Annotated in this window: 14 protein-coding genes; 4 read left to right on the forward strand and 10 right to left on the reverse strand. The window is 40.9% G+C overall.

From position 1 onward, the window contains the following. Nucleotides 1–68: 68 nt before the first annotated feature. From H6F92_RS10220 to H6F92_RS10245, 6 genes are all read right to left on the reverse strand, one after another. Nucleotides 69–854: an SH3 domain-containing protein gene (locus tag H6F92_RS10220; RefSeq protein ID WP_190357748.1), complete on the reverse strand. Its 786-nt coding sequence runs from the start codon at nt 852–854 to the stop codon at nt 69–71. A 32-nt stretch (nt 855–886) separates the two neighbouring features. Beyond that, a complete protein-coding gene (locus H6F92_RS10225; RefSeq protein WP_190357749.1) occupies nt 887–1786 on the reverse strand; it encodes a glycoside hydrolase domain-containing protein in 900 nt (299 codons plus the stop codon). Between the two features lie 41 nt (nt 1787–1827). Then, nucleotides 1828–2700, reverse strand: coding sequence for an SH3 domain-containing protein (locus H6F92_RS10230; RefSeq protein WP_151696143.1), 873 nt, complete (start codon nt 2698–2700; stop codon nt 1828–1830). Between the two features lie 113 nt (nt 2701–2813). Further along, nucleotides 2814–3596 (reverse strand): SH3 domain-containing protein, encoded by a 783-nt coding sequence (locus tag H6F92_RS10235; RefSeq protein WP_008198577.1) that lies wholly within the window; start codon nt 3594–3596, stop codon nt 2814–2816. A gap of 27 nt (nt 3597–3623) precedes the next feature. After that, a complete protein-coding gene (locus tag H6F92_RS10240; RefSeq protein ID WP_190357750.1) occupies nt 3624–3845 on the reverse strand; it encodes a peptidoglycan-binding domain-containing protein in 222 nt (73 codons plus the stop codon). Between the two features lie 221 nt (nt 3846–4066). After that, complete coding sequence (locus H6F92_RS10245) at nt 4067–5416, reverse strand: glycoside hydrolase family 10-like protein (protein ID WP_242030084.1); 1350 nt, start codon at nt 5414–5416, stop codon at nt 4067–4069. A gap of 702 nt (nt 5417–6118) precedes the next feature. Between H6F92_RS10245 and H6F92_RS10250 the strand changes: the two genes are divergently transcribed. From H6F92_RS10250 to H6F92_RS10260, 3 genes are all read left to right on the forward strand, one after another. Then, entirely contained in the window at nt 6119–7558 is a 1440-nt protein-coding gene (locus tag H6F92_RS10250; RefSeq protein ID WP_190357794.1) for a sensor histidine kinase, read from the forward strand. Between the two features lie 91 nt (nt 7559–7649). After that, nucleotides 7650–8747 carry a saccharopine dehydrogenase family protein gene (locus tag H6F92_RS10255; RefSeq protein WP_190357751.1) on the forward strand — a complete coding sequence of 366 codons (1098 nt, stop codon included), beginning with the start codon at nt 7650–7652 and terminating at the stop codon, nt 8745–8747. A gap of 3 nt (nt 8748–8750) precedes the next feature. Further along, nucleotides 8751–10433: a mechanosensitive ion channel family protein gene (locus tag H6F92_RS10260; RefSeq protein WP_190357752.1), complete on the forward strand. Its 1683-nt coding sequence runs from the start codon at nt 8751–8753 to the stop codon at nt 10431–10433. Here the strand turns inward: H6F92_RS10260 and H6F92_RS10265 are convergent. Beyond that, entirely contained in the window at nt 10360–10863 is a 504-nt protein-coding gene (locus H6F92_RS10265) for a hydrogenase maturation protease (RefSeq protein ID WP_190357753.1), read from the reverse strand. The two genes, H6F92_RS10260 and H6F92_RS10265, sit on opposite strands and share 74 nt — an antisense overlap. A gap of 198 nt (nt 10864–11061) precedes the next feature. After that, nucleotides 11062–11703, reverse strand: coding sequence for a Uma2 family endonuclease (locus H6F92_RS10270; RefSeq protein ID WP_190357754.1), 642 nt, complete (start codon nt 11701–11703; stop codon nt 11062–11064). 155 nt (nt 11704–11858) lie between these two features. Here H6F92_RS10270 and H6F92_RS10275 point away from each other — a divergent pair, with 155 nt between their 5' ends. Then, nucleotides 11859–12542: a Uma2 family endonuclease gene (locus H6F92_RS10275; RefSeq protein ID WP_190357755.1), complete on the forward strand. Its 684-nt coding sequence runs from the start codon at nt 11859–11861 to the stop codon at nt 12540–12542. A 94-nt stretch (nt 12543–12636) separates the two neighbouring features. Here H6F92_RS10275 and H6F92_RS10280 read toward each other — a convergent pair whose 3' ends face one another. Both H6F92_RS10280 and H6F92_RS10285 read right to left on the reverse strand, forming a co-directional pair. Continuing rightward, nucleotides 12637–14049 carry an LCP family protein gene (locus H6F92_RS10280; protein WP_190357756.1) on the reverse strand — a complete coding sequence of 471 codons (1413 nt, stop codon included), beginning with the start codon at nt 14047–14049 and terminating at the stop codon, nt 12637–12639. Between the two features lie 418 nt (nt 14050–14467). Continuing rightward, on the reverse strand, nt 14468–15088 hold the full coding sequence (locus tag H6F92_RS10285; RefSeq protein ID WP_190357757.1) for a GNAT family N-acetyltransferase: 621 nt from the start codon (nt 15086–15088) through the stop codon (nt 14468–14470).

A 15088-nucleotide genomic window follows, 5' to 3' on the forward strand; every position in this document is an offset into this window, starting at 1 on the left:
AATTAGACAATATAGAGAGATCGAATTTTATCCTCCTTATTCAAAACAAGAGGGATATTTGAAAAAGATTAACCCTTAAAAGTAAAAAACTTAGTGGAGCTTAAAGCACTACCGAAGCCATCACTTAAGGCTAAATTATTGCTACTAACACGACCTGCTTGAGCAATTCTGACACTAGCAGAGCTATCAGGGCGAACAATAGCAATATGACCTTGACGACTACCGCGCACTCCAGGAAAAGAAGCAACCACAACTTTATCACCCTGGGCAATGCTGATAGCCGCACTTTGGGCGGAGGCTTTATCGGCGGTATCAGAGCTAACTAATTTCCATTTTCCCAATGAACTTGCATTTTGATTTTGAAAAAAAATAAACAGAGCTTCCGCCGAAAAGGGTTTAAAAGGAGTGTTATTACCATAAACGGGATGGGGTTCTACATAGGAGCCAGCACTAGAATCTAAACGAGGAAGATCAATCCCTAATTGATCCAAAACATCGGCGGCAAACCAATTACAAAAAGTTTCAGCCCTGCCATCTCCAGTAATATCTTTTGCTCGGTAATAGATGTGACCAGCATTAACTTTGAAAATTGCATCAAGAACATTGCTAGTCCCGTCTGGATTCCCCGTATCAATAATAAATGCTGCGGCTAAAAAACCTTCTTGTCCAGCAACTTTTACTTTGTGCCATTGATTTGAGGTTCCCCCCGCCGGTAAACTGTAACTTCCGCCGGTTACGGTATCTAAAATTTCGGCGAGAGTTCCCGTAGGAAAAGCAGATAAAATAGTGCTTGAAGTATTGGGAGATGTGCGTAAATTAAGGGTACTTGCGGTAATTTGTCCAGTACGAGCCATTGGTTTACTCCTGAATTGAATCAATGAAAAATTTAGCGGCGTAGCCAAATCACTTGACCACCTAGACTATCGGTTTGGGTCACGTTGAGATCAATGTGAATACCATGTCTTAGTAATCCTAGAGGAGGGTTAGGAATGGTTTGAATTAACTGATAGCCTCGCCCTGGAATACTTGGAACTGTACTTCCTGATTTCCAGTAATGTTGAAACTTTAAATTCGCCAGTTGAGTTCCTGTGAGAATGGCGTCCGCTCCCACATAAATACCTGGAACGTAATTTTTAGCGGCTACTTCATCAAACCAATTATTGCAATAGGCAATAACATTACTGGCAGAAGTCCCTGCCTTTACGCCCTCTAAATCTAACCAAATGTTAATGCCCGGCGGAAACCCGACGGAAACTGCATTATTAGACGCATTTTGTCCTGTATTTGTTCCCAAAGAACCTGTTGGAGACCAACCTGCTCTACGGACTCGCTGAACAGGACTAAGGGCTAATCCTGATGCCAAAATATCTTCCGCTTCTTGACGGCTTATATCAACGTTGGTTTGTTGTGCCCCTAAAGAAAGATAGCGTAAACAATAACGAAAGCCTTTAGGATCATTGGCAAACTTATTAATTAATGTCGGATTTAATTTACTGGCACAATCAAAACCAATTAATCCAGGCGGGGCAGATTCAATATTGCCTTGTAAGGTTCCAGGAGGAGCTAATAATTGAACAAAAGCGGCGGCTACAAAACCTGTTTTGTCATCAACCCGTACGTTATGCCATTGATTAGAAGTCTCACTACCTACGGGATAAGTTCCTCCTGTAATGGTGCTGAGAATATCAATGATTTCTCCTGTCGGTAAACTCGTCAAAACGCCGCTTCCTGTGTTAGGAGCCGTGCGTAAATTTAAAGTGCTGGCTGTAACTTTTCCCTGTGCCATAGGACTAATTTCCTTAAAAATCAAGAAAGTTAAAAAAGTAACTAAACTGGAGCCAAATAACTAGCAAAAGCAAAGCCATCAATAACTCCATCGCCTTGCAAATCTACTTCAACCCATTCGCCCTGTCTTTTGCCAACAAAAACGAGACGACCAAGGGGAAGTAACTCAATGGTATCAAAATTAGTGCCAGGCCCAGAGCGGAGTCTTAAACCCGATCGAGCATTAACTCGGTATTGTTGAGTATTGGTGGAGCTACCTTTGGCTAATTGCAAATACTCCCAGATATACTCACCGTAATACTTGCCACTGCTATCTTTATGGCCTTGTTTAAAGCCTCGGCTAAAATCAACACTTCCCCTGTTATAAGCAATAGCTACATAGACCATTTCTTTATCAGTCAAGCTGGTTTTATCCTTGCCATAGGTGCTGATTAATTTTGATTTTAATTCCTCAACACATCGGGCTAAACATTGATCAAATTCGTACCACTGTTTTTCTAAAAAATAATCTGGATTGGTTAAGAAAAATTGTAGGTCATATTGAAAGATGCCGAAGCCTCGACAAAATCTATCTGGGTTTCTGGCGGCAACTTTGAAGTCATTATTGTACAAGGCAATATCTTCAAGTGCTTGACGAGCAACTTGAAACATCTCTTTGCCTTTCGGTTTTGCTTCCAGTGCCGCTCTATCAACTGGAAAGGCGGTTCTATCAGGCGCACCGATTGTGTCTCCAACACAAAGCTCTAGGGTTCTTGCTACACTTTCTCTTTTGTAAATATTACGCCAGAGATAGCCAGTTTCTTGTAAGGCGATCGCCACTAATAGTTCAAGGCGGAAAGGTGTATTATCAATAGCGGCGAGGATATCTGATTGAAATTGGTCTTTAAACCAAACAATGTCGTCTTGAATACTCATAGCAAAAATGGACTAAAGGCTTGCAAAATTTACAGTTATAGTTGACAAGAATTTGTATTACCTAAAATGGCAATAGTGGCGAAAACTAGCTTTCACTACTTAGATAACATTACTTACTCCTCTGTGAAACCTTGTGGATTATCCGCAGCACAACCTTCTTCCTCTTCTTCAATGTTTGCCTGATCTGAAAAAGCCATCACTCGCAGTGATCCCTCTTGCACTGGTTTTAAAAATGTTCTGAATACATAGCCATCGATAACGCCATCGCCCTCAAGATCAACTTGAGCCCATTCTTGATCTGCTCCATCAAATCCTTGTATCGTAAGGATAGTCCCTAAGGAAAGTGTTCTAATAATTTTAAAGCTTTGGCTAGGGCCAGATCTGAGATTTAGCCCACTACGTGCGTTAACTGAAAACAGAGATGAACCATTTTGAGGGTTTGGGAAGGAAAGTGGGTTATTCCAACCTTTTGTAGCAGCATTTTCTAGCCAACTGGGAGCCGCTCCTCTGCCAGCATTTCCTCCCCAAGTAGCACGGCTCCCAAAGCCAACATGAATTCTTGTTGGCCCCATATAACCAACATCTCCACCGATTCCAGTAGCACCAAAACTTGCCGCAGCTTCAACAAATGCCTCAAATAAAGGCAAATCATTTGAATCAGTAAATTTAAGAACACGACCATCTTTTATCAGGTCTAAGTCAGCAGCATTGCCTAAGTCATGTCGAGTACTCCCTACCCGCTTACTACAAGTACCGATTGCACATTGACCACCTGACTCAACTCTAACCTCGTCAATTCCAGCCACAGAGGCAGCAAATGATAATATTTGCTTGAGGCGTGAAGCAATTGGCAAATCTCTTGTTTTGCCTGCGGTATTTTCAACTACACGAACCATAACAATAACTATGTCCTTTAATGAGAATTAGACGATTAACAAACTGTTTATCAATGGAAGAAGTCTACTGTCTTCATAATCTTTGACAGCTTGTTCAACTCCTTGACCAAAAAGACCATCAATGGGTCCACTATAAAAACCTAACTCTTGTAATTTCTGTTGCAATTTTTCTACATCAGAACCCGTCATACCTATAAATAAGTTAGGCATCAATTCGTTGGGAAAACTTGTCTCAGTTGAGGTTGACATTAGATTGTTCCTTCATAAAATTAAAGGGTTGTTTTAAGTTATTTAACTCTACATCTAAGCATATTGCTTGAATTATTTAACTGTCAATAAGTTTTGAGAATCTTGTAATATTTCTTAATAGCAATTAAAATAAAAATAACTACCAAAAAATCTCCTGATTTTAACAACTAGGAGGGACGATAAACTTAAAGAATAATCCCTATGTAACAAGAGATAAAGAGTCAAACAAATTGATCTGTAGCAAGAATTTGAGCCAATTTATTCTCCCTGTCAGCCACAGTTTCTGTGGTGGGAATATGGTCTAATAAACTGCTATAGAAAAAATAGGCAAAACCAGCAAAATCTCGCTCACGAGTCTCCTGAGTTTGTGCTTGAATTAATTGGAAATTTACTCGTCTATCACTGGGTTTTAAACCTGTGAGAATACCGATGACGGTGGGAATATGTTCCCGCGCTGCTTTTACCTCTGATTTATCGATTTCTCTCTCAAAACTCTGGACATCTCCACGATAAGTTTGCAATGCCAGTTCTTCAATTAATCCTTCCTTTTCCCAGGCTTCCCAATCAGCTAAAGCATGATCAACAGAAAATCCTAAAGGATTGGGAGAAATGGAGAGAATACAATCGTCTTTTTCCGCTTTAATGGTTTTAAAAATCAATCGCACTAACTGAGTTAACTTCTCCTTGCGCCAATCTTTAAATTTCGCTAATTGGGGGTTACTTAAGGGACTAACTGAACCAGTTTCCTCTTGAAAAAGTTTGATAGTAAAGGAGTCAAACCCCATGCTAAAATCAAAATTTTTAGTAGCATTAGGCAAGAGTTTTGCGTGATGAATAGCGAAGTGATCATCTAATTGAATACCATCAATTTCATAGTTTCTTACCACTTCACGAATGATACTAACCCAAAAATCTTTAACTTCAGGATGAGCAGGATTTAAGCGGCAATTACCATCACCATCAACTGTATTTTTCTGTTGATGAGTAAGCATAAACCAATCTGGTTTTTGGGCAACTAAGGGAGCAGCCGGAGGAACCATTAAACCGTATTCAAACCAGGCAATAATCCGAAAGTTATACTTTTCTGTCTGATTAATCTCAATGATTTCTGCTAGTAGATCTCTACCGACTAACTCTTTTTCAAGGTTGACTTTTTTGAGTTTTTCCTTATCGGCAGTGAAAACATTATCAGCAATTTGTGATTGAAAAAACACATAGCCTCTGTTCCAAACTACTAGATAAAGAGTATTAAATCCTAAATTTTTAAGTTTTTCCAACCCAGCTTTTAGGTTATCTTTAGACTTGAGAATATCACTGTCAACATTGGTGATCCAAACGCCCCGTATTTCTTCTACTTGTACATGATCATCAAAGAAAAATCCCGCTTTCCCCACTGAACCTTGTTCTGCGGCTAACTTGACAGAATAATGATTATTTTGGCGAAAATAAGATTTAATTGGTAATTTAGTTCCCGCTTTGATTAAGAATTTTTGCCCACTATTGAGGGTTTCAGAAAAAGCTGTGGAAGACTTGAAAAACGTATCCTGAAGAATATGAATGTGCAGCAGCATATTTTTTACTCTCTCTCAGACAAAGGATAAATGAACCTCAAATCCGCAGCAGCGACGGGTTCGGAAGACAGACAAGCGCACTTAGTTCTGATTAATTCTCAGAATTTGCTCACGGCAAAATATAGTCAATAACCAAACCCAACTATTGCTGAACAGTTACCACCACTCAACTGTTTACCTAGCTTGAAAGCAACACTTAAACAGGCAAACCAAGAGCCGATGGTTCCTCCCATTGACCTAAGGTCAAGGCAAAAGGGTTTGGGAGCAAAGATTGGTTAGTTAGGGAAATAATTTGGGAACAATTTAACTTGCTCTATGATAACCATAGATAAACAAAAAAAATACTTAAATGTAACAAAAAAACACATAAGTCGGGAGGTGTAATTAAATATCAGACTTATCGAGGTTGAATTGAGCCACGAACCCCACAACCAGCATAGGTAATCAACTGGACTAACCTATATTACAAATCATTAAGCCGACTGACAGCCTTTCTCATCATCCTCGATGAAGTGTAACCTAATTTGGTATCGACGACCGACTCCCCAAAGCGAAAACTTTGTACCTCACCATTAAGATAACTGCCCTAGGTAAAAACGCGGATATCACTGCTAATAGAGTTCGGTTTTACCGTTATGGGATGAGCATTAACGGGGGTAATATTCTAGGTAAGGAATTTGTATCTAGTCAGTGATGAAGACGATGTTAGAGGGGTCTTTACCGAAATTAAGCGATATTTTCCCGCCAACTGACCATCAGGACCGGGAAACTTTCACCCCCAATGCTTTTTATCCTAATTTATCAGAATGGCTCAAGCGATCGCAACTGAAAGCGGAAAGTGAATGGTTCGCAGCGATCGCATCTTTAGAAAATATCTTATTACAAAACCCAAATAATGCCGCCAGTCGGGGTTTAATTCTCTCCGGTCCGACGGCTTTAGTCAGAGAAAGCAAGGCTTTAACGGGTTTTGAATTTGGTGTTTTTACCGTTAAAGCTTTAAAACATTTACAATGGCTGGGTTTGCAATTGCCTTCTCAGGAAAAATCCGCCGCCGATATTTCCCCGACAGAGATTCATGAATTGCCTCTCTTGCCAACGGATCCGATTGCTAATGAAAGATTTTGTCTGGTTTTTAGCGAAAGTTTCGCTCTTTTGCTGGTTTTAGGCGAAGATCAGTGGGGTTTGTCCTCTTTTCAATTTTCCTTTGATCCCGTCCTCACTCAGCAAGCTTGGCAGCAGTTGCGGCAACGATTAGTTAATCTGCGTTATCCACAAATCGAGACTTTAGAGGCAATTATCGAGGCTAATGGCAGTCCCTCGCCGGATTATCGTCTAGTTAGCCAATTTAGTCGCCAATTACTGCAAAATTTACCCAACCAGCCTAATTTAGACCTGAAAAAAACGAAATCGTCTATCAATGCCGAAATCACTCCCCCAAAGGAAGATAATTCTAATTTAGAATCGGGTTGTGATTTGGAATTATTGCGCGCTTTAACCCACGAAATTCGCACCCCTTTAACCACCATTCGCACCATTACCAGATTATTGTTAAAACGGGCCAAAGTAACGGAAGATGTGGAAAAATATTTAGAAACAATCGATTTAGAATGTAGTGAACAAATTCAGCGCATGGAATTAATTTTTCGAGCCGCAGAATTGGGTATTAATCCTCTGGGAGATAAACCAATTCAATTAATTCCAATTGCCCTAGAAAAAGTCTTTCAAGATAGTATTCCCCGGTGGCAGAAACAAGCTAAACGGCGCAATGTCAATTTAGAAGTTAATGTACCGAAAAAATTGCCTTCGGTAATTAGCGACCCGAGTTTATTGGATCAAATGTTAAATGGAGTCGTGGAAAAATGTACTCGCAGTATGGCTAGTGGTGGCCTGTTGCAAGTACATATATCAACGGCAGGAAATCAATTAAAAATGCAGTTCCAAACTCAGGTAAAATCGCCTAATCTTACCCTCAAAGCTTTGGGAAAAGTCTTAATGTTTCAACCAGAAACCGGTAGTTTAAGCCTGAATATGAAGGTGACTAAAAACCTTTTTCAAGCTTTGGGAGGTAAATTTATTGTGCGTGAAAAACCCGAAGAAGGTGAGATTTTAACCATTTTCTTGCCCCTCGGACGCATTAAATAAGTTGGGATTATTCTGAATTTTTCATCTTGGAAAATAGGCAAAATTGCCAAGAGGTGCTATACTAGGGCAACAAACATTATTGATAGTTGCCATGGAAAAAACTGTTTTAATTTTAGGTGGCACTGGTCGCATTGGTCAAAGTGTAGCCCTAGATATTATTAATCATACTTCAGCTAAAATTATTATCACAGGACGCAAGGAAAAAGCCATTAAATTACTGCCAAGAATGCAGTTTTTTGCTTTGGATTTAGAAGAAATAGACAAGCTTAGACAGGCAATTAAAAATAGTGATTTAGTCATTCATTGTGCCGGTCCCTTTCATTATCGCGATGGCAGGGTAGTAAAAATTTGCATCGAAGAAAAAGTCAATTATATTGATGTTAGTGATCATCGTTCTTTTTATCAAAAGTTAATCCCCTATCGAGAATTAGCGATAAAAGCGGGAATAACTGCCGTGGTTAATACGGGAATTTTCCCCGGTATTTCTAATAGTATAGTGCGAGAGGGAGTCGAACAGTTAGATAGGGTAGAAACGATCCGTTTAAATTATGCCGTAGCCGGTTCAGGAGGTGCGGGATTAACTGTGATGCGGACAACTTTTCTCGGTTTAAAAAAGCCTTTTTTAGCTTGGATTGAGGGAAAATGGCAAGAGATTAAACCCTATACTGCTAGAGAAGTAATTGACTTTCCCGCTCCTTTGGGTAAAACTGGTGTTTATTGGTTTGATATGCCAGAAACCTATACTTTTGCCGAATCTTTTCCAGTGCAAAATGTGATCACAAAATTTGGTTCTATTCCCGATTTTTATAATCACTTAACCTGGATTACTGCCCATATTTTTCCCGATGCTTGGGTAGAAAGTTCTCGGGGAATCGAGTTTTTTTCCCAAGTCAGTTATCGCATGACAGAAGTAACCGATAAATTTTCGGGAATTGGGGTAGCAATGTTAGCCAAAGTGGCCGGATGGCAAGGGCAGCAAAAAGCAGTTTATCAAGCAACTATGGTTCACGAGAACACTGCCCAAGCAGCCGGCTGGGGAACTGGCAGCGTGGCAGAATTAATCTTAGCGGCAAAACTCCAAAAAGCCGGGATTTATCCCGTGGAACAGGTGTTATCCACAGAACTATTCCATGCTACGATGAAAAAAAGAGGTATTAAACTCGATCGCTCCTGTACAATTGTGGCTTAGAAGATGAAAAAAATCTGGCGTTACTTAGGGCTGTTTTGTTTAGTTTTGTTACTGACTTTATCCCCCATCCTCATGATAGCGGCCCAGAATAATCCTGCTAAACCAGGACAGGAAACACCCCTGGAAACTTTGGGAGAAGTTTTTCCCGTCATGCTTGATAATCAAGAACTTTTTACTATTCGGCAAGGAATAGGTTCTTTTTCAGCGCAAGAAAGAGCGAAATCGATTACAGCCAGAATTGAAAAAATTGCCGATGACGATGTTCTTTCTCCTGAAGATTTAAGCATAAAAATCGATCCTGAAGACAAAAACCCTTCGATTATTTTGGGAGATACGGTTATTGCTACTATTACTTCTAAAGATGCCAAATTACACGCGGTCAGTCAAGAAGTATTGGCCGAACGAGCCTTAGCAAAGATTCAAGCGGCCATTGTCCGTTATCGTCAAGAACGTCAACCAGATAACCTCTTAAAAGATGCAGTTTTGACGGTAAGTGCTACCCTGTCCACGGTCTTAATTTTCTGGGTGATGATTTTTATATCTTCGCGGGGTTTTCCCCGGATTCAGAGATTAATCACCTCCCTAGTTCCTGGGGTCGGATTCCAAAATTTTGAGATTATTAGTTCTAGGACAATAGGAATTTTTTCCCTAAGAGTTTTGCAATTTATCCGCACTCTGATTATTTTAACTATTCTCTATTTTTATTTAACTTTTGTCCTTCGTCTTTTTCCCTGGACTAGAAAATTTGGTGATGGTTTTCTGCAATACTTTTTTCGTGCTTTGGAAGTTTTTTCCCAAGAGATAGCAAAATATTTACCCAATATTTTTATTATACTGCTAATTATTTTTATAACTCACTATCTGTTGAGAGCGATTAAACCATTTTTCACCGCCTTGGCAAGAGAAAATTTAGTAATTCATGGTTTCTATCCCGATTGGGCAAACCCAACCTATAATTTACTGTCACTGCTGATAATTGCCTTAGCTATAGTCATCGCTTTTCCCTATCTACCCGGATTTAATTCTCCTGCTTTTCAGGGGGTGTCGGTATTTTTAGGGGTGCTATTTTCCTTGGGTTCCACCTCTGCTATCGCTAACGTGGTGGGAGGAATTATCCTCATCTATACCCGCTCTTTTCAACTAGGAGATAAAATTTCTATTGGTGATGTTATTGGAGATGTAATTGAAAAAGGATTATTAGTTACCCGTATTCGCACACCGGCTAATAAAATTATCACGATTCCTAATTCATCGCTGTTAAACACCAATGTGATTAACTTTAGTGTCTCCCAAAGGGAATTCAAAGAGCCTTTAATTTTGCAAACCACGGTCACTCTCGGTTATGATTTACCTTGGCGTAAGGTCCACGCAACCCTGAAAGAAGCAGCCCTAGCAACCCAATTTATTGTCTCAGAACCTGCTCCTTTTGTCTTGCAAACCAGTCTCGATGATTTTTATGTCAGCTATCAGCTAAATGCCTACACCGATCATCCTAACAAAATGGTGTATATTTATTCTGAATTACATCAAAATATTCAGGATAAATGTAACGAAGTCGGTATCGAAATTATGTCTCCTCACTACAAGGCTCTCCGGGATGGCAATCACAGCACTATTCCTGAAAATTATCTGCCAGAAGATTATCAAAGTCCTGCTTTTGGTATTCAGTCAAATCCTCAGAAGTAATAATTTTCCTAATAGCTTTAATCGCTTTTGTCAAGCCCTTTTGAGTTATTGTTGATAATTCTTCACCAAATTCACAGTTAATAGCAGCAATAAATATTCCCCAGGCCCTGGGAGTTTGTTGATAAATTGCTTGAGTTAATGCTAATAAAGAAGCGGGACTTTCTGCATGACCGAAATTATTCCATTCGGTAACTGCCGCTAATTTTTCTATGCGGATATCAGTTTGATTAGATAATACCGCATCAACAAAAATAACTAGAGAAGCATCAGCTATATCGGCTGCTAACTCAGGAGTCAATTGATGGGTAGCGATGACTTGCACATTAGTCCAATTCTCCTCGGCAATAATTTCGGCTATTCTCACTCCCACTCCGTCATCATTTCTTAAAGTATTACCGTAACCGATGAGCAGTATTTTAAAATTATTCATGGTTAAATAGAGGAAACAGGAGTGGGAGGATTTACTTCGTTGCCATGAAAGACGCTGTCAGCGGGAAAAATTAGTTTAAATACTAAGTAGGTGGGTGGAATTAAATATAAGATGAACGTAGGTTGGGTTGAAGCATGAAACCCAACGCTCGCTCATGTTACGCTACCGCTAACCCATCCTACAAATAATTGTGCCTCCCTACTTATAAAAATCTTCGAGATGTTGTTTTAGTTGACGAATTGCCATACTACTATTGCGATTGTCGGCAATTTCTCCCCAGAAAGAAACTAAATTTTCTAGGTTAAAGTTAGGAAAATATTGACTTTGATGGCGAGGGATATACTCTTGATTCTCTAGCCAATAAATATAGAGAGTTTTCTGACGATACAACCAAATTTCAGGCACTTTATAAGGCAGATAATCATCCACATTCGAGTAACTGGTGACATCAATTTCTAATACTAAATCGGGGGGAGGATCATTTACCCAGTCAATTCTGGCTTTCCCTGCTATAGCTGGCCAATGGTCAATATAAAAACTATAATCTGGTTCAATACCACTTGTTTCTGGTAATTCCATGGTTACGGGAGTAAAAGCCTCGTACTCACGCCCCAGATAATCCAATAAGGTGATGATAATATTAGCAATTAAATGGGCATCACGTCCATGCTTAGGAAGTGGAGACATAAGCAAGACTTCTCCATTGTGATATTTGATTTTAGGTCGAGAATTGTCGCCCCTTTGCCGAGACAAAGTTTGATAATCTAGCCAAGTGGCAGGTAATCTCACTAAGGACCCCGCCGGTAGCTCGATTTTATCTAGTGAAACTAAGGCAAACATGGCGCAAGGTTCCAGGTAAATGATCAGAAACGCTGTAAAATAAGTATAGGATATCTTCGATGCTCTCGATACCCAGCTTAACCTAATCGATAAATTAACTGAGTCTGGTAAGAAAACTTAAGCCTTGATAGTAGTTTCTTGATGAGCCAAAAATTATGCTATCGACTAACACAGTTTCCCCCCATATTATTCCCCCTCTCGAAAATGGTGATAGATTAACCCTTCCCGAATTCGAGCGCCGTTATCAAGCAATGACACAGCTAAAAAAAGCTGAATTAATCGCAGGAGTTGTTTATATGGCATCCCCCGTCCGCATCAAAAATCATGGCAATCCTCACGCTCGTATTATCACTTGGTTAGGATACTATTGGTCCGTTACACCGGGGGTAGAATTAGCAGATAATACTACTGTGCGACTGGATGGGGATAATGAACCACAACCGGATGCTTTATTAAGAATAGAAACCGGTGGACAATCAAGCATTAGTGAAGATGGTTATCTGGAAGGTGCGCCGGAATTAATCGTGGAAATTGCCGCTTCTACTGCTTCCTACGATTTACACGAAAAACTCAAAGTTTATCGTCATCATGGAGTGCAAGAGTATATTATCTGGCGAGTAGATGACCAAGAATTGGATTGGTTTCGCTTAACTGATGGGGAATATTTGCCCCTAGAATCAAATCAAGATAAGATATTTTGCTCCCAAGTCTTTCCTGGATTATGGCTGGATAAAAATGCTTTATTATCGGGTAATTTATCCGAAGTTTTGGAGGTGTTAAAGCAAGGAATAGCTAGTCAAGAACACCAAAATTTTTGTCAAACTTTGGCTAATAAATAACCCGGATAAACTTGATTTTTCTCTGAGAACGTAGGTTGGGTTGAAGCATGAAACCCAACGCTAATAAATAACCCAGATAAACTTGATTTTTTTCTTAGTTGCCCAGAGATGGCTCAGAAAGATTAGCTGATTTTTCTTGCCAATCTTGACCGATTTTAATCGTCACATCAGAAGCGAGATTCCCCGTACTTTCCACCAAAACTTCCCCGACACCAAGGCTATTATGCAGGGCAGCAGCCAGGGAATTATCCCCTTTTTGAGCAATAATTTTGGTAGTTTCTAGAATTGGCGATGAAGACTTAGAGACAAAAACATTTTCATAACCCAATGAGCGCAGATAGCTGACTAGAGTTTGCACCGCTTCTGGATTATCGGTGCTGTCTTCCACAGCTATGCGAGTCGGTTGCGTCGTTTCCTCAATGTCAGCCATAAAAGAGCCGTGGTTAAAATGTTGAGCCACTAGCTCTTGAATTTTACTTTGATTGGGCAACCAATAACTGATCCCCTGCCGACCATCACCATTAAAGTCTCCGGGTAGCAGTAGCATTTGCACATCAGCGCGCTGAGTTTTGGAGGCAAAGCCGGCTAGGGCGAGTAACTCCTCTAAACTGAGATTAGTATCGATATGAGTGCGGATAACCTCGATAATATCGGGAATTTTCAATAAAGTTGCTGGTTTTAGGGTTTGTTCCACTAAAGACCGCATTAATTGCTGTTGTCGTTGGATACGACCGATATCGCCGTTAGCATCGTAACGAAAACGGGCAAACTGGAGGAATTTCTCGCCGTTGAGGTGTTGTTCCCCTTTTTTCAGGTCAATGTAGAGGTGTTGACTAAAATCTTTGTACTTCATGTCTTTGGGAACATATACCGTCACCCCCCCCAAAGCATCAATTAATTTTTCCACACCCTGCACATTAATGCGAATATAGCGATCGATAGCCACTCCGTCCAAAAGATGACTAACCGTTTCCGCCGTTAAAGCAGGTCCACCAAGGGCGTTAGCTTCATTGATTTTTTTCTCCCCATAACCCTCGATATCGGTGCGGGTATCCCGGGGGATGGAAAGCATGGTTAACTTCTGTCTTTGGGGGTCAAAACGCAGTAACAGCATGGTATCGGTTAAACCAGCCAAGGAATTAACCGGGGCATGATAACCCAGATCTGGGGTTTGTGCCTCCTTGACATCGGATGTCAACACTTTCGCGCCAACTACCAGAATATTAACGGGACGGTTGAGGGCGGGAAGTTGCAGATTTTGATAGGATATGGCCTGCTGATTGTTAAAAGCGGCGGCTTCTTCGGGACTGAGAGCAGCTTGTCGCAAAGGTGTGGAGGAGAGAGACACAGCCAACATAGCACCGGCCGTAGCGGAAACTAGGGCGCAGCCGGTTAAGCCTAGGGCTGTCAGGAACCATTTACTGGACAATCGCCGCTTTTTAACAGGTTTAGCCGCTAATTTGCCTGATTTTCCGCTTTTAAGCCTTGATTTCGTCTTATTAACCACAAATTGCCTCACACGGTCACTAAATATCTCCCTAAAACCATATTTAAAGAGATAAACTATTTGTTTTCTCAGATACCCGGAAAAGATTATGAAACTAATCGGGTTTTTTAGAGGGTTAGCAGATAATATAGCAGAATCTTTCCTTACAATTGTTCTGCATCGCAATTTTGTCGAAATATCTAGGGTTTGCTGGTGGGGAAGTGGGGTGTGGGGTGTGGGGTGTGGGGTGTGGGGTGTGGGGTGTGACCCCCCCTGCCCCCCCGACATCGGGGGGGCAGGGGGGTGTGGGGTGTGGGGTGTGGGGTGTGGGGTGTGGGGAAGTGGGGAGAATAAATAAAAATAATCTCCTGACGACCGGCTCCTGACTCCTGAATCCTGTCTCCTATCTCCTATCTCCTATCTCCTATCTCCTATCTCCTCATTGGCTGATTTTCTTGTGCAGAAATAACTTTTGTGGTCGATTAAATAACCAATTGATCAACCAACCGTCGGTTTTTTGCAGACGATAACCGCTACTTAAGTACAGTGACTGGGCCGCTAGGTTATTATCGAGAACATGGAGGGAAAGTTCCTCAAAACCCCATTCTCTAGCGATCTGTTCACACTTGAGCAGCAATCTCCGGGCCAGACCGGCACGCCGGCGATCGGGACTAACGGCTAAATTAGAAATATAAGGAATGGGAACAGCTAAAAAAGAACTGGATTTTAAGCCGATTTCCGCCGTAGCGACAATAATTTCCTGATGACCCGTGGCGGTGACGCTGGTTTGACTGACTACCAGACAGTGATAGTAAGGGGTGTCGGCGCGCAATCGTCCCCGTAAGTCCTCGTAAATGCCTAATTTAAAGATAGGACGCAGAAAAGACCAATAATTGGCCGTGGGGAAAAAACTATCGGTGAGAATCTCCGCCAAACTTTTGAGATCTTGGCCTTGGGCCAAACGCACCTCGACGGTAATGGCGGCATTGTCACCGATCGCTTCCGAGTCGGAGGGATGAGACAATAGGTATGAGATAAAACAGGAGTCCACTTTAATCAC

The organism is Microcystis wesenbergii FACHB-1317 (genome assembly GCF_014696875.1).
Taxonomy (GTDB): Bacteria; Cyanobacteriota; Cyanobacteriia; order Cyanobacteriales; family Microcystaceae; genus Microcystis; species Microcystis wesenbergii_A.

Bases quoted from the DNA above. Each gene is read 5' to 3' on its own strand.
- H6F92_RS10220 (WP_190357748.1), bottom strand. From the start codon at position 854: ATGGCTCGTACTGGACAAATTACCGCAAGTACCCTTAATTTACGCACA.
- H6F92_RS10225 (WP_190357749.1), bottom strand. From the start codon at position 1,786: ATGGCACAGGGAAAAGTTACAGCCAGCACTTTAAATTTACGCACGGCT.
- H6F92_RS10230 (WP_151696143.1), bottom strand. From the start codon at position 2,700: ATGAGTATTCAAGACGACATTGTTTGGTTTAAAGACCAATTTCAATCA.
- H6F92_RS10235 (WP_008198577.1), bottom strand. From the start codon at position 3,596: ATGGTTCGTGTAGTTGAAAATACCGCAGGCAAAACAAGAGATTTGCCA.
- H6F92_RS10240 (WP_190357750.1), bottom strand. From the start codon at position 3,845: ATGTCAACCTCAACTGAGACAAGTTTTCCCAACGAATTGATGCCTAAC.
- H6F92_RS10245 (WP_242030084.1), bottom strand. From the start codon at position 5,416: ATGCTGCTGCACATTCATATTCTTCAGGATACGTTTTTCAAGTCTTCC.
- H6F92_RS10250 (WP_190357794.1), top strand. From the start codon at position 6,119: ATGTTAGAGGGGTCTTTACCGAAATTAAGCGATATTTTCCCGCCAACT.
- H6F92_RS10255 (WP_190357751.1), top strand. From the start codon at position 7,650: ATGGAAAAAACTGTTTTAATTTTAGGTGGCACTGGTCGCATTGGTCAA.
- H6F92_RS10260 (WP_190357752.1), top strand. From the start codon at position 8,751: ATGAAAAAAATCTGGCGTTACTTAGGGCTGTTTTGTTTAGTTTTGTTA.
- H6F92_RS10265 (WP_190357753.1), bottom strand. From the start codon at position 10,863: ATGAATAATTTTAAAATACTGCTCATCGGTTACGGTAATACTTTAAGA.
- H6F92_RS10270 (WP_190357754.1), bottom strand. From the start codon at position 11,703: ATGTTTGCCTTAGTTTCACTAGATAAAATCGAGCTACCGGCGGGGTCC.
- H6F92_RS10275 (WP_190357755.1), top strand. From the start codon at position 11,859: ATGCTATCGACTAACACAGTTTCCCCCCATATTATTCCCCCTCTCGAA.